At 70.5% G+C, this 17232-nt stretch carries 16 protein-coding genes and 1 other RNA gene; 8 read left to right on the top strand and 9 right to left on the bottom strand.

Annotated features, from left to right (window positions below):
* Nucleotides 1–8 precede the first annotated feature (8 nt).
* From EDF46_RS03780 to glgX, 4 genes are all read right to left on the bottom strand, one after another.
* Nucleotides 9–2021, bottom strand: a complete 2013-nt coding sequence (locus tag EDF46_RS03780) for a maltotransferase domain-containing protein (protein WP_370454053.1) — start codon at nt 2019–2021, stop codon at nt 9–11.
* A gap of 444 nt (nt 2022–2465) precedes the next feature.
* Nucleotides 2466–2738: a DUF3072 domain-containing protein gene (locus tag EDF46_RS03775; RefSeq protein WP_123505184.1), complete on the bottom strand. Its 273-nt coding sequence runs from the start codon at nt 2736–2738 to the stop codon at nt 2466–2468.
* A 153-nt stretch (nt 2739–2891) separates the two neighbouring features.
* Nucleotides 2892–3374 carry a Cys-tRNA(Pro) deacylase gene (ybaK, locus tag EDF46_RS03770; protein ID WP_123504913.1) on the bottom strand — a complete coding sequence of 161 codons (483 nt, stop codon included), beginning with the start codon at nt 3372–3374 and terminating at the stop codon, nt 2892–2894.
* Nucleotides 3375–3394: 20 nt separating this feature from the next.
* On the bottom strand, nt 3395–5458 hold the full coding sequence (gene glgX, locus EDF46_RS03765) for a glycogen debranching protein GlgX (protein WP_233579797.1): 2064 nt from the start codon (nt 5456–5458) through the stop codon (nt 3395–3397).
* Nucleotides 5459–5525: 67 nt separating this feature from the next.
* Between glgX and EDF46_RS03760 the strand changes: the two genes are divergently transcribed.
* The 8 genes from EDF46_RS03760 to EDF46_RS03725 all read left to right on the top strand — a co-directional run bounded on the left by EDF46_RS03760 (nt 5526) and on the right by EDF46_RS03725 (nt 12173).
* Nucleotides 5526–6689, top strand: coding sequence for a cysteine desulfurase family protein (locus EDF46_RS03760; protein WP_123504911.1), 1164 nt, complete (start codon nt 5526–5528; stop codon nt 6687–6689).
* A gap of 108 nt (nt 6690–6797) precedes the next feature.
* On the top strand, nt 6798–7397 hold the full coding sequence (locus EDF46_RS03755; protein WP_123504910.1) for a hypothetical protein: 600 nt from the start codon (nt 6798–6800) through the stop codon (nt 7395–7397).
* 25 nt (nt 7398–7422) lie between these two features.
* Entirely contained in the window at nt 7423–8532 is a 1110-nt protein-coding gene (gene prfB, locus EDF46_RS03750; protein WP_123504909.1) for a peptide chain release factor 2, read from the top strand.
* A 74-nt stretch (nt 8533–8606) separates the two neighbouring features.
* Complete coding sequence (ftsE, locus tag EDF46_RS03745; protein ID WP_123504908.1) at nt 8607–9449, top strand: cell division ATP-binding protein FtsE; 843 nt, start codon at nt 8607–8609, stop codon at nt 9447–9449.
* On the top strand, nt 9446–10360 hold the full coding sequence (ftsX, locus tag EDF46_RS03740) for a permease-like cell division protein FtsX (RefSeq protein ID WP_123504907.1): 915 nt from the start codon (nt 9446–9448) through the stop codon (nt 10358–10360). The genes ftsE and ftsX overlap by 4 nt, the downstream gene beginning before the upstream one ends.
* 105 nt (nt 10361–10465) lie before the next feature.
* Nucleotides 10466–10975 carry an SsrA-binding protein SmpB gene (smpB, locus tag EDF46_RS03735; RefSeq protein ID WP_123504906.1) on the top strand — a complete coding sequence of 170 codons (510 nt, stop codon included), beginning with the start codon at nt 10466–10468 and terminating at the stop codon, nt 10973–10975.
* A 77-nt stretch (nt 10976–11052) separates the two neighbouring features.
* Nucleotides 11053–11429: a transfer-messenger RNA gene (ssrA, locus tag EDF46_RS03730) on the top strand.
* Between the two features lie 93 nt (nt 11430–11522).
* The gene (locus EDF46_RS03725; RefSeq protein WP_123504905.1) at nt 11523–12173 is read left to right on the top strand and encodes a DedA family protein; all 651 of its coding nucleotides are present in this window, start codon (nt 11523–11525) and stop codon (nt 12171–12173) included.
* Between the two features lie 583 nt (nt 12174–12756).
* Here the strand turns inward: EDF46_RS03725 and EDF46_RS03720 are convergent.
* The 5 genes from EDF46_RS03720 to rsgA all read right to left on the bottom strand — a co-directional run bounded on the left by EDF46_RS03720 (nt 12757) and on the right by rsgA (nt 17217).
* Nucleotides 12757–13503 (bottom strand): ABC transporter permease, encoded by a 747-nt coding sequence (locus EDF46_RS03720; protein ID WP_123504904.1) that lies wholly within the window; start codon nt 13501–13503, stop codon nt 12757–12759.
* Nucleotides 13500–14612, bottom strand: a complete 1113-nt coding sequence (locus EDF46_RS03715) for a sensor histidine kinase KdpD (RefSeq protein ID WP_123504903.1) — start codon at nt 14610–14612, stop codon at nt 13500–13502. Before EDF46_RS03715 ends, EDF46_RS03720 begins: the two co-directional genes overlap by 4 nt.
* Nucleotides 14609–15277, bottom strand: coding sequence for a response regulator transcription factor (locus tag EDF46_RS03710; protein ID WP_123504902.1), 669 nt, complete (start codon nt 15275–15277; stop codon nt 14609–14611). Before EDF46_RS03710 ends, EDF46_RS03715 begins: the two co-directional genes overlap by 4 nt.
* Nucleotides 15278–15367: 90 nt before the next feature.
* On the bottom strand, nt 15368–16135 hold the full coding sequence (locus EDF46_RS03705; protein ID WP_123504901.1) for an inositol monophosphatase family protein: 768 nt from the start codon (nt 16133–16135) through the stop codon (nt 15368–15370).
* Between the two features lie 23 nt (nt 16136–16158).
* A complete protein-coding gene (gene rsgA, locus EDF46_RS03700) occupies nt 16159–17217 on the bottom strand; it encodes a ribosome small subunit-dependent GTPase A (RefSeq protein WP_123504900.1) in 1059 nt (352 codons plus the stop codon).
* Nucleotides 17218–17232 lie beyond the last annotated feature (15 nt).

Genomic DNA, 17232 nt, shown 5'->3' with positions numbered 1-17232 from the left:
GGTGCCTCCTACGGGGCGCGGGTGTAGTCGACGGCCAGGATGTGGGCGGGTTCGACGAAGGCGTCGAGGCGGACGTAGTTGTCGTCGCCCCAGGTCCAGATCTGGCCGGTGATGAGGTCGCGCACGGTGAACTGCGTTCCGGGCTCGACGCCGAAGGCGCTCGGATCGAGCCGCACGATCGTCTCTCGGGCGGAGTGCGGATCGGTGTTCGCGACGACGATGATGCCGTCGGTACGGCCGGACCGCGTGTGGCGGCCGTCGAGGTACTTCGAGAAGACGAGGATCGCGTCGTCGTCGCACGAGTGCACGTGCACGTTGCGGAGCTGCCGGAGCGCCGGGTGCTGCGAGCGGATCCGGTTCAGCAGCGTCAGGTACGGCGCGATCGAGGCGCCGGCAGCCTCTTCGGCGGCCCAGTCGCGCGGTTTGAACTCGTACTTCTCGTTGTCGATGTTCTCTTCGGAGCCCGGACGCGCCACGTTCTCGATGAGCTCGTAGCCCGAGTAGACGCCCCACGTCGGGGAGCTGGTCGCGGCGATCGCCGCCCTCACCTTGTAGGCGGGCACTCCGCCGTACTGGAGGTACGGCGTGAGGATGTCGTGGGTGTTGACGAAGAAGTTCGGGCGGAACCAGGGGCTGGTCTCGTGTGAGACCTCGTTCAGGTACTCCTCGAGCTCCCACTTCTCGTTGCGCCAGGTGAAGTAGGTGTACGACTGCTGGAACCCGACCTGGGCGAGCGCCTGCATCATCGCCGGCTTGGTGAACGCCTCGGCCAGGAACACCACCTCGGGGTGGTCCTCGCGGATGTCGGCGAGCAGCCACTCCCAGAAGTGGACCGGCTTGGTGTGCGGGTTGTCGACGCGGAAGATCGTGACGCCCCGGTCGATCCAGAGGCGGACGATGCGCAGGATCTCGGCGCTCAGACCCTCGTAGTCGACGTCGAAGTTGAGCGGGTAGATGTCCTGGTACTTCTTCGGCGGGTTCTCCGCATAGGCGATGGTGCCGTCGGGCAGCTTCGTGAACCACTCCGGGTGCTCCTCGACCCACGGGTGGTCGGGCGAGCACTGCAGCGCCAGGTCGAGCGCGAGCTCGAGGCCCACGTTCTTCGCGGCGCCGACGAACCACTCGAAGTCGGCGACGGTGCCGAGCTCGGGATGGACGGCGTCGTGGCCGCCGTCGGGGGAGCCGATGGCGTACGGCGAGCCGGGGTCGTCCGGGCCGGCCTCGAGCGTGTTGTTCGGCCCCTTGCGGAAGGTCGTGCCGATCGGGTGCACCGGCGGGATGTAGACGACGTCGAAGCCCATGCGCGCGATCGCCGGCAGTCGCCGGGCGGCCGTACGGAAGGTGCCGCTCTGCCACGAGCCGTCGTCGCGTCGCTTGGCGCCCTCGCTGCGCGGGAAGAACTCGTACCAGCTGCCGACGCCCGCACGGGTGCGCTCGACGCGCACGTGCTTGCGGTCGCTCTGCGTCACCAGGCTCGCAAGCGGCTGGGCGGCGAGTGCGGCGGCGATGCGGGAGTCCGTCGCCACGCGCAGGCGGGCCGCAGATGAGAGGTTCGTGTTGCCGATCGCCTTGGCGCCGTCGCGGAAGAGGGCGGATGCGGGGTCGCGCTCGGCGGCCTTGCGGAGGAGGTCGGTGCCCTGGGCGAGCACGTTCTCGACATCCTGCTCAGCGGGCACCTTGATCTCGGCCACGTGAAGCCAGGTCGCCCAGTCGTCGTTCCACGACTCGACCCACCAGGTGTGCAGGCCCTCGGACTCGAACAGCCACTCGGCGCTCCAGCGGTCGGTGCCCGGGATTCCCGGGGTCATCCGGCTGCGGCCGACGCTGCCGTCCGGGCCCAGCACGACGAGCGCTGCGTCGATGATGTCGTGCCCCTCGCGGAACACGGTGGCGCTGAAGGGCACGACCTCGCCGACGAAGGCCTTGGTATCGAACACGTCGTCCGGCGTCCGTGGCTGCAACCCCATGACGGGGATGCGGCCGACTCGGGTTCCGACTCTGGATTCTGTAGGGATCGCCACGCTTCGACCGTACCCGGTCAGGGTGACGCCGCGTCCATGCCGTACCCGGCCGAGCACGTTCGGGGTACAGGTGAGTGTCCACGCTGCGGGGGATAGACCGAATGCCCCCCGTACTGGGTGCACGACACTTGTCCACGCGTGTTGTCCGCACTATGGGGGACCAGTAATGTCGTCATCACACCGCAGGCCAGGGTCCCGAAAGCCCGGGCCGGCGGAGGACGAACCGTCGATGTCGACCGGCCGGCGATCGAGGCATTCCCGCCCCGATCTCTCAGGACCCCACCCGAATGGGCCCTGCACCGGCCGACGACTGCACTCGCATGCCCGAATCATGCGAGCCGCGCCCGAAACGCGGACGACGAGTCGTTCTCCCCGGTGCACGACACGAAGTGCCGCTCCGGACTACCCGCCGGGGCGGCACTCGTCGTCTGGCGGCAGGTTCGGCTACGCGCCGCGTCCGGTCTCCTGCTGGAGCCGGTCGATGTGCTCGCTCGCCTCGGCCTTCGTCAGGTCGGCCGACAGCTCCTCGCCGGCCTGGCGAGCGAGCGTGTCGAGGTAGCTGCGCTGAGCGGGTGTCATGGGCTCGTCGCCGGTCACCCACTCCTCCGGGTCTTTCGATGCGGGATTGGACGGGTCGGGCCGGGTGCCGCCGAGAGTGTCTCCCTGGTCGGCCGCCTGGTCGCCCAGAGGGTCGTCACCGAGCCCGGCGGTGGCCATGGGCTCGACATCGTCGTCGTTCGTCGGCTGGTTGTTCGCGGAAGAGGGTGCTGTCTGGTCGCTCATGGCCGAAACGGTACGCCGAGCCGCCGACATCGCCGCGACGGGATGTACCCCGAACTCCGAAGCCGCAAGCGCAGGGGGCGCAGGAACTCAGCCGCGCGCCACCGGGGCGAACGCCGCCCCGGTCACGCGCGCAAGGTCGGCGGGCGCGAGCTCGATGTCGAAGCCCCGGCGCCCGCCCGACACGAACACCGTGTCGTACAGCTCGGCGGTCTCGTCGATCACCGTGCGCAGCCGGGCCTTCTGCCCGACCGGGCTGATGCCGCCGACGACGTAGCCCGTCCGCCTCGACGCCAGAGCGGGATCGGCCATGGCCGCCTTCTTCGCGCCGACTGCCGCCGCGAGCTTCTTGAGGTCGAGCGTGCCCGAGACCGGAACGACCGCGACGACCAGGGCGTCGTCGGCCTGGACGACCAGCGTCTTGAACACCTGGCCCTCGTCGAGGCCGAGCAGTGCCGCGGCCTCTTCGCCGAAGCTGGAGGCCGTGTCGGCGTGGGCGTAGGTGTGCGGGGTGAAGGGGACCCCGGCGGCGTCGAGGGCGACGGTGGCGGGAGTTCCTGGTGCCGAGCTCATCCGAGGTGGCCCCTCACGAGTCAGGACACCCGCCAGAGCGTCACCGTCGGCCCCACGATCTCGTGAGCGTCGCCCGGCTTCCGGGGCTGGGGGTCGAAGGCATCGCCGCTGGTCCAGAGCACCTCGTACGAGGCGACGCCCTCGTGCGACGGCAGCGTGACCGTGATCGGGCTCTCCGAGCCGTGGACGACCACGAGCACGCGGTTGAACTCCTCGACCTCGGGGGTGGAGGCCGCGAGGTACTGCAGGGTGCGGCAGCCGGGGTCGTTCCACGCCTCCGGGAGCACCTCCCGGCCGTCGGGGCCGTACCAGCTCATGTCGGTGGCCGAGAGCGTGACCTTGCCGGTCTCGCCGAACCGCACCGGCCGCAGCGCGGGGTTCTCGCGGCGGTGCCGGATCAGGGCCTTGGCGTCGGCGAGCAGCGCTTCGCGCTCGTCGTCGAGCTGCCAGTCGACCCACGAGATCTCGTCGTCGCTGCAGTACCCGTTGTTGTTGCCGCGCTGCGTGCGGCCGATCTCGTCTCCCGCGGTGAGCAGGGGGATGCCCGCCGACAGGAAGAGCGTCGCCAGCAGGTTGCGCGACGCCCGCCGACGCGCGTCGAGCACCCACGGGTTCTCGGTCGGGCCCTCGGCGCCGTGGTTGAACGACTTGTTGTCGTCCGTGCCGTCGCGGTTGCCCTCGCCGTTCCGGAGGTTGTGCTTGGAGTCGTAGGCGACGACGTCCGCCAGGGTGAAGCCGTCGTGGGCCGTGATGAAGTTGACGCCGGCGAGCGGGCCGCGGTCGTGCGCGTAGATGTTGCTCGACCCCGACAGCTTGGAGGCGAACGACCCGAGGCCGTTCGAGGCGATGCCGTGCACGCGGGCGTCGGCGATGTCGCGCAGCCAGAAGTCGCGGGCCCGATTGCGGAAGCGGTCGTTCCACTCGCTCCAGCCGTCCGGGAAGTTGCCGGTCTGCCACCCGCCCAGCCCCACGTCCCACGGCTCAGCGACGAGCTTCACGCCTTCGAGCGCCGGGTCGGAGGCGATGGCCTCCAGCAGCGGGGCGTTGCGCGAGTAGACGGCGTCGGCGCCGCGGCCGAGCGTGGCCGCCAGGTCGAACCGGAAGCCGTCGATCTGCAGGTCGTTCGCCCAGTACCGCAGGCTGTCGAGCACCAGGCGCGCCGCCGCGGGGAGGCTCGTGTCGAGGGTGTTGCCGCAGCCGGTGACGTCGATGGGACGGGCGTCCTCGTCGTGGCGGTAGTAGTGATTGTCGAGGCCGCGCAGGCTCGTCACCGGGCCGCCCTCGCCCTCCTCGGCGGTGTGGTTGTAGACGACGTCGAGCCAGACCTCGATGCCGGCGGCATGCAGCAGCCGCACCATGCCCTTGAACTCGCGCAGCACCGCCGACGGCCCGCCGAGCTGGGCGTCGCGCGACGCGTAGGCCGGATGCGGTGCGAAGTACGACAGCGTGTTGTAGCCCCAGTAGTTCTGGAAGCCCTGCGCGACGAGGCGCTGCTCGTCGACGTGGTGGTGCACCGGGAGGAGCTCGACGGCGGTGACGCCCAGCTCTCTCAGGTAGGCGATGGTGTTCTCGTGGGCGAGGCCCGCGTAGGTGCCGCGGAGGTCTTCGGGAACGAAGGGCGCCAGGCGGGTGAACCCGCGCACGTGCGCCTCGTAGACGACGGTGTGATCGAGCGGCGTGCGGGGCTTGCCCACCCCGCCCCAGTCGAACGACTCGTCGACCACGACTCCGCGCCAGTCTCCGCGACCCGTGCGGGCGAGGCCGCGCGCGTACGGGTCGAGCAGGTTGACCGTCGGGTCGAACGGCGTCACGACGTCGTCGACCCCGGTCGGCTCGCCGTCGGCGCGCAGCCAGTAGCGCCGCCCGGGAACGAGCCGCGGGTCGGAGCCGGTCCACACGCCGGACGCATCGCGCATCAGGGGCACGACCCGCTCGGACGGCGCGTCGTCGATCACCAGGTCGATGCTCGACGCGGCTCCCGACCAGACGCGCAGCGTCGGCCCGTCGGGGCCCGGCCTCACGCCGAGATCGCGCAGGGAATCGACGAGAGCGGGATCGCCCTGGAGGAGCTCGATGTCAGACACGCGTCTTAGAGTACTTAAGAGGGCCCACCGGCACAGAACCGGCGAACACGCCCTGAGAGGAGCACCCATGGCCGTCTACCTCGACCACGCGGCGACCACGCCGATGCTCCCCGCGGCCATCGACGCGTACACCGACGCGCTCCATGCCGTCGGCAACCCCTCGTCCATCCACAGCGCCGGCCAGAACGCCAAGCGCGTGCTCGAAGAGGCCCGCGAGCGCGTCGCCGACTCGCTCGGCTGCGACCCCATCGAAGTCGTCTTCACGTCCGGTGGCACCGAGTCGGTGAACCTCGCCGTCAAGGGCCTGTGGTGGGCGCGGCAGGCCGACCGCCCCCGCCCCCGGATCCTCGTGCCCGGCGGCGAGCACCACGCCACGGTCGACACTGTCGAATGGCTCGAGCGGTACGAGGGCGCCGTGATCGAGTGGATTCCGCTCGATGCGCTGGGTCGCGTGAGCCTCGAGTTCCTGCGCCGCGCCCTCGCCGAGCACGACGACGTCGCTCTCGTGACGCTGCTGTGGGCCAACAACGAGGTCGGCACCCTGCAGCCCGTCGACCAGGTGGTCGCGCTCGCGGCCGAGTACGGCGTGCCCGTGCACTCCGACGCCGTGGCCGCGTACGGGCAGGTGCCCATCGACTTCCGGGCCTCGGGCCTCGATGCTCTCAGCGTCTCGGCGCACAAGATCGGCGGGCCGATCGGCATCGGCGCGCTCGTGCTGTCGCGCACGGCGACGGTCGTGCCCCTGATCCACGGCGGCGGGCAGCAGCGTCAGGTGAGGAGCGGAACGCAGGATGCCCCGGCCGCCGTCGCCTTCGCCGTCGCCGCGCGTGCGCCCCATCAGCCCTACGACGCCCTGCGCGACCGCGTCATCGCCGGCGTCCGCGCGGCCGTGCCGTCGGCCGTCCTCCAAGGCGACCCCGTCGACCGGCTGCCCGGCAACGCGCACTTCACGTTCCCGGGGTGCGAGGGCGACTCGCTGCTCTTCCTGCTCGATGCGGCCGGGGTGTCGGTGTCGACCGGGTCGGCCTGCCAGGCGGGGATCCCCGAGGCGTCGCACGTGCTGCTCGCCATGGGGCTCAGCGACGACGAGGCGCGCGGGGCGCTGCGGATCACCGTCGGCCACACCACGACCGAGGCCGACGTCGATGCGCTGCTCGCGGCGCTGCCCGACGCCGTCGCGCGGGCGACCCGGGCCGGCTACGCCGACCGGGCGCCGCTCCTGGGGCGCTAGTCGCGCGCAGCCGCTCGGGTGGCTCGCCCCGATCCGGGGTTCTCGCCGTCGACTGGACCCGATCCGGGCGTCTCGACGGGCGCGGCCGCACAGGCGCAGAATCGGCCCATGCAGATCTACTCGGGCGACGCCGCCCACCGCGCCCGCCAGACGCTCGCCGACGTGACCGCTCTCGCAGGGATCGTCGCCTTCGCCGTTCTGGGCGCCGTGGTCGCGGGTCTCGTCGCCACTCTCGCGCAGGTCGGCCGCAGCATCGAGACGGCGGGGTCGGACTTCCGCAGCCGGCTGGCCGACGCCGCGGACACGCTCGGGGGAGTGCCCCTGATCGGGCCGACCGCGAGCGCACCCCTGCAGCGGGCGAGCGACGCCGGCTCGACGCTGGTCGACGCGGGTCAGCGCCAGCAGGAGATCGTCGGGCAGCTCAGCCTGATCGCCGGGCTGGTCGTCGCACTCGTGCCGATCGGCATCATCCTGCTCGCGTGGCTCCGACCCCGCCTCGCCTTCGTCCGCCGGGCGCGCGTCACCCGGAAGCTCGCGCAGACCGACGGCGGCCTGGAGCTCCTCGCCTTCCGGGCGCTGGCTTCCGGCGACGTCGACGCGCTCCTGCGCATCAACCCGAATCCCGTGGCCGCCTGGAGCGCGGGCGACGCGCTCGAGCAGCGGCAGCTCGCCGAGCTCGCTCTGCACGAGGCGGGCGTGGTCCGCTGAGCCGCGCCCGGTAGGCTGGACCACCATGATCGAGCTCGACTTCTCCGACCGGATCGCCGCCCTGCGATCCACCTTCGCCGACATCTCCGCCGTCATCGGCGTCGAGCGGCTCGAGACCGAGATCGCCGAACTCGAGCAGCAGGCGTCCGACCCCGACCTCTGGAACGACACCGAGAACGCCCAGCGCGTCACCAGCGACCTCAGCCACCGCAAGTCGGAGCTCGACAAGATCACGACGACCGGCCAGCGGCTCGACGACCTCGAGGTGCTCGTCGAGATGGCCAACGAGGGCGACGACCAGGAGAGCGCCGACGAGGCCCAGGTCGAGCTGAAGGCCATCCAGTCGATGATGGACACCCTCGAGATCCAGACCCTCCTCGACGGCGAGTACGACCCGCGCCCGGCCGTCATCACCATCCGCGCCGGGGCCGGCGGCGTCGACGCCGCCGACTTCGCCGAGATGCTCCTGCGCATGTACCTCCGGTACGCCGAGAAGCACGGCTTCAAGGTCAGCGTGATGGACACCAGCTACGCCGAAGAAGCGGGCATCAAGTCGGCCACCTTCGAGGTCGACGCGCCCTACGCCTTCGGCACGCTCAGCGTCGAGGCCGGCACGCACCGGCTCGTCCGCATGTCGCCGTTCGGCGCGGCGGGCAAGCGCCAGACGAGCTTCGCGGCCGTCGAGGTCATCCCGCTGATGGAAGAGACCGAGGCCATCGAGATCCCCGAGAACGACATCCGCGTCGACGTGTTCCGCTCGTCGGGCCCCGGCGGCCAGTCGGTCAACACCACCGACTCGGCGGTGCGCATCACCCACATCCCGACCGGCGTCGTCGTCTCGATGCAGAACGAGAAGAGCCAGATCCAGAACCGCGCGGCCGCCATGCGCGTGCTCCAGTCGCGACTGCTGATCCTCAAGCGCGAAGAGGAGAACGCCAAGAAGAAGGAGCTCGCGGGCAACATCACCGCGAGCTGGGGCGACCAGATCCGCTCGTACGTGCTGGCCCCCTACCAGATGGTCAAAGACCTCCGGAGCGAGTTCGAGGTCAACAACCCGTCGAACGTCTTCGACGGCGACCTCGACGGCTTCCTCTCGGCGGGCATCCGCTGGCGCAAGCGCTCGGACGACGAATAGGGTTTTCACAGCCTTCGTATTAGAGGCGCGCCTGCCTCGAATTGTCGGCCGTCGTGCCTAGTCTTGCCCCCGTCATGATTCGCTTTGATGAGGTCTCCAAGTTCTACGCCGGCAACCCCCGCCCGGCGCTCAACGGCATCTCCCTTGAGATTCTCAAGGGCGAGTTCGTCTTCCTCGTGGGTGCTTCCGGTTCCGGCAAGTCCAGCTTCCTCCGCCTCGTGCTGAAAGAGGAGAAGCCGTCGAAGGGCCAGATCCACGTGCTCGGGCAGCGGCTGGGCACGCTGTCGAGCCGCAAGGTGCCGTACTTCCGCCGCAACCTCGGCGTCGTCTTCCAGGACTTCCGGCTCCTGCCGCAGAAGTCGGTGTTCGACAACGTCGCCTTCACGCTCCAGGTGATCGGCAAGAGCCGCGGCTACATCCAGGAGGCCGTGCCCGACGTGCTCAAGATGGTCGGCCTGGCAGGCAAGGCCCAGCGGCTTCCTCACGAGCTCTCCGGCGGCGAGCAGCAGCGCGTCGCGATCGCCCGCGCCATCGTCAACCGCCCGGCGATCCTCCTCGCCGACGAGCCCACCGGCAACCTCGACCCCAGCACCAGCGCAGGCATCATGACTCTCCTCGACCGGATCAACGCCTCCGGCACCACCGTTCTCATGGCCACGCACGACGCCGGCATCGTCGACCAGATGCAGCGCCGCGTCATCGAGCTCTCGGGTGGCAACGTGATCCGCGACGAGCGCTCCGGCGGGTACCAGACGCAGGCGGTCCCGATCCAGGCTGTCGGCATCGACCGTCTCGGGGTCGACGCCGACTCCCCGGGCGCAGGAACTCCCTCCGGCATCCCCACGCCGCCCGAGCCCCGCCTCGATCCCGACTCCGTCGCCACGCACAGCGTGCCCACCTGGGGAGCCGACAAATGAGGCTCGGGCTCGTCTTCAGCGAGGTCGGCTCCGGCCTCAAGCGCAACCTCTCGATGGTCGTCTCCGTCGTGCTGGTCACCTTCATCTCGCTGACCTTCGTCGGCACCGCGGTGCTGCTCCAGATGCAGATCAACCAGATGAAGGGCTACTGGTACGACCGGGCCCAGGTCGCGGTCTACCTCTGCACCGACACCGACACGACCGGCAACTGCACGGGCGCGAAGGCGACTACCGGTCAGAAAGACCAGATCGAGGCTCAGCTGCAGTCCTCGACCCTCAAGCCCTACATCCAGCGCTCGTACTTCGAGACGCAGCAGCAGGCCTACGAGCGCTTCAAGAAGCAGTTCGCCGACAGCCCCGCCACCGAGTTTGTGCAGCCGTCGTACCTCAACGAGACGTTCTGGGTGAACCTGAAAGACCCGTCTCAGGCCGACGTGCTGAAGGAGAGCCTGTCGAACCAGGCCGGCGTCCAGAGCGTGGTCGACCAGCGAGGCTACCTGCAGCCCATCTTCTCGGTGTTGAACGCCGCGTCGTACACGGCGATCGGCATCGCCGTGCTCATGCTGATCGCCGCCGTCCTGCTGATCGCCACGACCATCCGGCTCTCTGCCTTCAGCCGCCGAAGAGAGCTCGGCATCATGAGACTCGTCGGTGCGTCGAACCGGTTCATCCAGACGCCGTTCATCCTCGAGGGCGTGATCGCCGCGCTCGTCGGGTCGGTGCTGGCCGGCGGCGCGATCGTGCTGATCGTCAAGGTCTTCGTGCGCGGCTACCTCGCCGAGAACTTCGCGTCGACGCCGTTCGTCGGGATGTCCGAGACGTACTTCGTCGTGCCGCTCCTGATCGTGATCGGCGCCGTGCTCGCCGCCCTGTCGGCGAACGTCGCGATCCGCCGCTACCTCAAGGTCTAGCCCGGCCGGTCGTCGCATTTGGAGTGCCAGGCGTACGTGGCATAGACTGCAGGGCTGTGCTCGACCGGGTACGCACCCCCTCGGCCTCGTCACGAAGGAGACACCATGGCAACCGTGACATCGGAAAAGCGCAAGGTCTCCGACCGCGACAAGGGCGAGAAGGTCGTCGCCACGAATCGTCGTGCGCGCCACGACTACCTCATCGACGACACCTACGAGGCGGGCATCGTGCTCTGGGGTACCGAGGTCAAGGCTCTCCGCCAGGGCCGCGCGTCGCTCGTCGACGGGTACGCGTTCGTCGACGGCGGCGAGATCTGGCTCGATGCGGTGCACATCCCCGAGTACACCGAGGGCACCTGGAACAACCACGCACCCCGGCGCAAGCGCAAGCTGCTTCTCCACAAGCAGCAGATCATCAAGATCAGCCACAAGACCAAGGAGGGCGGATACACGCTCGTCCCTCTGCGGATCTACTTCTCGGACGGCCGGGCCAAGGTCGAGATCGCCGTAGCGAAGGGCAAGCGCGAGTACGACAAGCGCCAGACCCTGCGCGAGCGCACCGACCGCCGCGAGGCCGACCGTGCGATGAGCGCGCGACGCAACCTCGGCGACTAGCGGTACAGTAGAAGACCGCGCAAGCGGCAGCAGCACCAGGTTGACAACTCCACAGAGCACGACAGAGACCCACTCGAGGGGATGATCGGTTTCGACATCGCCTGTTTGCGAACGAGAAGCGGGTCGAGGATCCAGGGTTATCTCGTAAACGATCTCTGGAAAACAATAAGTGCCAATAAATCGCGCACTGACTTCGCTCTCGCTGCGTAAGCAGTAGAGCCACATAAGTCCGTCAGACCGGAGACTGCTCTCTATCCGGAGCCTGACGTCATCTAGAGGGCTTGCTGGACGACTGCGCCACAGGGTCGTCTGGGACTTTCACTGTGACTGGGCTCGTCCACCTAGATGCCGGTAGCAAAGGTGGGGGCCGAGTAGAACGACTCATCCGGCTACACCCGTAGAAGGCGTTCAACTTCAGCGATGGACGGGGGTTCAATTCCCCCCATCTCCACCACTGGTCTCTGTCGTGCTCCGTGTTCTCCCCGTGATACCTGCGCTCTGCGCACGTTCTACGGGGTTTCCGAGAGTTCGCTGTCACACTCGTCGCATGCTTCTCGACCCTCAGGCCCTGCTCGAAAACCTCGGCCCCTGGGGACTCGTCGGCCTCTCGATCATCATCTTCATCGAATCCGGCGTGCTCTTCCCCTTCCTGCCGGGCGACTCCCTGCTCGTCACGGCGGGGCTCCTGCACGACAAGCTCGGCCTCGCCGTCGCCACCATCGCCATCTGCGCGTTCGTCGCGGCCTTCCTGGGCGACCAGGTCGGCTACTTCCTCGGCAACCGCTTCGGACGACGCCTCTTCAAGCCCGACGCGCGCATCCTGAAGACCGAGTACCTCGAACGCGCCGAGGCGTTCTTCGCCCGGTACGGCGGCCCCGCGCTCATCCTCGGACGCTTCGTCCCGATCGTCCGGACGTACGTGCCGCTCGCGGCGGGGGCGAGCGGGTACACGTACCGCAAGTTCCTGCTGTGGAACGTCACGGGAGCCGCGCTCTGGGCCGGCGGGCTCACGGTGATCGGGTCGCTGCTGAGCGGCTTCCCGTTCATCACCGAGCACATCGACGTGCTGGCCATCGTCATCGTGCTCATCTCGGTCGGGCCGATCGTCGTGCACGGCCTGCTCGAGCGGCGCAAGGCGAAGCGCGCGGCCGCTGCTGACGCTGCCGCCGCCACCGCCGCTGCGCCGACGGGAAAGTAGGGGCGTTCGGCCGGCCAGCGTCGGGGCTGGACCCCCGCGTTCGGCCTGGGTGCCGGCCCGCGGGCTGGCGCTGGGGCCGTTTCGGCGGGGCTGACCCCGAGTCCGTGTGTGAACGGGGCTCCGTGGTTGTGGTGCTCTGCCGCACCCGCCGATTCGGCGCGAACCCGCCTGCGCGTCGGCGGGGTCGTGCCGCTTCGGAGGGGCGCCGTGGCCGATGTGGCGGGGCTGGGCCGATGTGGTGGGGTGCGGCCGTTCTGGCGGGGCTGGGTCGATCGGGTCAGCCGCACCCGCCGATTCGGCGCGAACCCGCCTGCGCGTCGGCGGGGTCGTGCCGCTTCGGAGGGGCGCCGCGGCCGACGTGGCGGGGCTGGGCCGATGTGGCGGGGTGCGGCCGTTCTGGCGGGGCTGGGTCGATCGGGTCTGCCGCACCCGCCGATTCGGCGCGAACCCGCCTGCGCGTCGGCGGGGTCGTGCCGCTTCGGAGGGGCGCCGTCGCCGATGTGGCGGGGCGGAGCCGATCCGGCAGGGTGGGGCCGATCCGGCGGGGCGGGGCCGATCCGCCGGGGCGGGTCGGCCGCACGGGTCACGCGAGCGGCGCGGGCTCGACGGGCAGCCGGCGGGGCGCACCGAACCGCCAGGTCATGAGGGCGACGGCGAGGGCGCCGGCCGCCAGGAGCGCGGCGAGCACGACGACCTGGAACTGCGCGGCGGCGAGCGGCGACGCCCCGCCGAACACGGCGCCGACGAACGCCCCGGGGAGCGTCACCAGCCCGGTGGTGCGGGTCTGGTCCGTCGCCGGGATGATGGCCGACGACGCGGCCGTCCGGGTCACGTGCGCTGCCGCCTGGCGCGGGGTGGCACCGAGGGCGAGCCAGCCCTCCACCTCGTCGCGCGCCGCCAGGAGGCCCGATGCGAGCAGGCGGCCCATCAGCGTCAGCACGCCCATGACTCCGCCGACGATGATCCCGCCCACGGCCAGGAGGTAGCGGGGCGTGGCATCGACGGCTCCGACGGCGAAGACGAGCGTCACGGGAACCGCCGCCGCGACGGCCACGCTCGCCAGCACGAACCAGGCGTGCCGCCGGAGAAGGCGAAGGCGGCTCTGCACCGTCCAGGCCGCCGCGATCACCATCACCGTCAGGAACGCGGCGACGAGCCGAACATCATCGATGATCCCGTGCAGGATCAGGCTGAGGACTCCGAGCTGAACGACCGCCCGCAGAATCGCCCACGGCTGCAGCCACGGCTTCTCGAGCCGGAGCCCGAAGACGACGGCGGCGGTGACCGCAGTCAGCACGGCGACCGCGATCGCGGTGGTGGCGAGCGTCACTCGACGGTCTCGCGCCCCGCCGGGGAGGTGGGCGCAGCCGGCAGCAGCAGCCGGAACGTCGTCCCTGCGCTCGAGGTGTCGACCACCTCGACGGAGCCGCCGTACCGGGTAGCGATGTCGCGCACCAGGGCGAGCCCGAGGCCGAAGCTCGCGCGCACCGGCGCCGCCGCTGCAGAGCCCGGCGCCGCCGCCCCAGCACCCAGCGCAGCCGAGCCAGCGCCACCCGGCGCCGCCACCCCGTGCCCATCCGCCGCCGCCGCAGCCACCGGCCCCGAGTGTGCGAACCGCTCGAACACGCGCGACGGGTCGATGCCGACGATGCCCGGCCCGTCGTCTGAGACGGTGAGCTCGACACGCTTTCCGCGGGGGGCGAGGGCGACGCGGACCGTGCCGCCCGCGGGGGAGTGCGCGACGGCGTTGTCGACGAGGGCGACCACGGAGCGGCGGAAGCTGGTGGGCGGGATTCTGACCGCCAGGAGTTCCTGCGCCCGGGGCGTCGACGCGTGCAGCGAGAGGGTCACATCGCGCTCGGTCGCCAGGATCCGGAGGGAGTCCACGGCCTCGGCGGCCACTGCTGCGGCGTCGATCGGCGGGCCGGATCGAGGCGTGCCCTCGCCGCCGGCCGCCAAGAGCAGGTCGTCGACGATCTCGATGAGCGAGCGGGAGTCGGCCCTCAGCTCGGCCAGCGCTTCGTGGCTGACCGGAGTCCCTGCGCCGAGCCGCCGCTCCACGACCTGGAGCCGCGCGTCGAGGACGGCCAGCGGCGTGCGGAGCTCGTGCCCGGCGTCGGCGACGAACTGCCGCTGCAGGCGCAGAGCCTCGCCGAGCGGCTTGACGGCGCGCCGGGCGATGACGAGGCTGACGAGTCCGGCGAAGACGATGGCGCCGGCGCCGATCAGCGCGATGCCCTGCACCGTGTCGGTGAGATCGACGTAGACGTGGGGCGTCGCCGACGACGACTGCTCGAGCTGCTCGCTGGGCCGCGCCTGGTGCGTGAGGGAGACGATGGCGACCAGGATGATCCCGATCACGATGACGGCGCTGGCCAGCATGATCTGCCAGCCGATCGAATAGGCCGCCCGTCCGGTGGATTGATCCTGCGCGGTCACAGTGCGCCCAGGCGGTAGCCGCGGCCGCGTACGGTGAGCACGACGTCGCGCTCGGTCTTTCGGCGCAGGTAGTGCACGTAGGTGTCGACGGTGCCGGGCATCTCGCCGGACGGGAACACGACCCGCAGCAGGTGCTCGCGCGAGAACGTCGTATCGGGTGCGGCCGCGAGAACCCGCAGCAGCCCGGACTCGCGCTCCGACAGCACGACACGGTCGCCGTACGGCGACGAGAGCAGGCGATCGTCGGGCAGGAACTCCCACTCGCCGACCGGCAGCCGGGGCCCGGACGACGCGAACGTCCGGGTCAGCGCCCGCAGCCGCGCGAGCAGCTCGTCGAACTCGAACGGCTTCACCAGGTAGTCGTCGGCGCCGGCGTCGAGACCGTCGACCCTGTCGGCGACGGTGCCGAGGGCGGTCAGCATCAGCACGGGCGTCGTGACACGGCTGCGGCGCAGCGCCGTGACGATGTCGGCGCCCTCGATCGACGGCAGCCGGCGGTCGACGACCATCGCGTCGAAGTCGCCGTCGAGCCCGGCGATCAGCCCGGCACGGCCGTCTGCGTGCCGCACGACGTCGTAGACCTCGGCCAGCACCTCCTCGATGAGCGGGCCGAGGGCCGGGTCGTCCTCGATGAGGAGCACCCGGAGGCGCGCGGTGCGATCCATGCGTCGAGGGTACTGCGCGGGTCTCCCAGAAAGTCCCCAGGAGGGACGAGAGCCTGAGAGGCGCAGGGCGCAGGAACTGCCAGCCGGGGCCTACGGCGCGACGGCCCGCACCGCGGCGTCGTGCAGCAGCCCGTTCGTCGCCAGCGCGCTTCCGTGCCAGATACCGTCGCCGCCGTCGATCCCGCCGAAGCGCCCGCCGGCCTCGGTCACGATCGGATAGAGCGCCGCCATGTCGTACGGCTGCAGGTCGAACTCGCCCGAGATGTCGACGGCTCCTTCGGCGACGAGCATGTACGACCAGAAGTCGCCGTACGCGCGCGTGCGCCAGACCTGCTCGGCGAGGACGAGGAGCTGCTCGACCCGGCCGGCCTTCATCCAGTACTGCAGGCCGTTGTAGCTGAGCGACGCCTTGTCGAGCGTCGCGACGTCCGAGACCCGCACGGGCCCGGCGTCGCTGAATGCGCCCCGCCCCTGGGACGCCCACCAGCGCCGTCCGAGCGCGGGAGCGCTCACGACGCCGACGACCGGCGTGCCGTCGACGACGAGCGAGATCAGCGTCGCCCAGACGGGAACCCCGCGCAGGAAGTTGGCGGTGCCGTCGATCGGGTCGACGATCCACTGGCGGGAGCTCTCGCCGGTCGTGCCGCCCTCCTCGCCGTAGAACGAATCGCCGGGGCGCTCCTTCGCGAGTCGATCGCGGAGGGTCGCCTCGACGGCCCGGTCGGCGTCGGTGACGTGCGTGTGGTCGGCCTTGAGCGACACGTCGAGGTCGGCGGCCCGGTAGCGGGCGAGGCTGATGGCGTCGGCGGCGTCGGCGAGCCGGCGGGCGAGGTCGAGGTCGGCTGCGTAGTCGGTCACCTCCCCAGCGTATCGGCGGGGGGTCAGCCGACCGACGAGCCCCGGTTTCCGAGCAGCGTCTGCAGCGACTCCATGCGCTCGCGCCCGACCTGGCCGAGCTCGCCCGCCGCCACGCGGTCGACGATCTCCCAGTCGTGCGCCTGATCGAGGGGGATGCCGTCGCGGGGCCGGTAGCCGTCGGGGAAGACGGCGTGCGACGCGAACGACTGGAGGATGTTCTCGGGGTTCACGTGGCCGAGGCCGAACGACCGGACGCCCGGCGTGTCGATGATCCAGCCGCCCGACGGCACCTTGAACGACACGGTGGACGACGAGGTGTGGCGGCCACGGCCGGTGACCGTGTTCACGACGCCGACGGCGCGGTTCGAGCCGGTGAGCGCGTTGACGAGGGTCGACTTGCCGACGCCGGAGTGACCGACGGTCACGGTGACGTGGCCGTCGAGGATCGAACGCAGCTCGGCGAGTTCCTGCTCGGTGAACTTCGTGGAGGAGGTCGTCACGACGCGGAGGTCGAGGCAGGAGAAGTGGGCGGCAAAGGGCTCGGGGTCGGCGAGGTCGGTCTTCGTGATGCAGAGGATCGGCTGCACTCCGGCGTCGAACGCCGCCACGAGGTAGCGGTCGACCAGGCGCGGCCGTGGTTCCGGATCAGCAGCCGCCACCACGATGAGCATCTGGTCGGCGTTGGCGACGATCACGCGCTCCACGGCATCGGTGTCGTCCGCGCTGCGGCGGAGGAGGGTGGTGCGCTCGTGCACGCGGACGATGCGGGCCAGCGAGCCCTCGGCGCCGGTCGTGTCGCCGACGACGTCGACGCGGTCGCCGGTCACGACCGACTTCTTGCCGAGCTCTCGGGCGCGCGCCGTCGTGATCTCGCGCTCCTCGGGCGTTCCGGCGTCCATCAGCACGCCGTAACGGCCTCGGTCGACCGTCCAGACGACGCCCTCCTCGGCCTCGGCGTAGGCGGGGCGCTGCTTGGTGCGGGGCCGGTTGGCCTTGGGGTTGGGGCGCACCCGGACGGACGACTCGTCGTACTCGGAGTACTCCTCGTCGTCGGCCTCGTCGCCGTCCGACCACCAGCTCATCGGAGACCCGCTCCG

The organism is Frondihabitans sp. PhB188, from assembly GCF_003752365.1.
Taxonomy (GTDB): domain Bacteria; phylum Actinomycetota; class Actinomycetes; order Actinomycetales; family Microbacteriaceae; genus Frondihabitans.
Note: the sequence above shows the minus strand (reverse complement) of the source record. Positions and strands in the feature narration are given on the sequence as shown.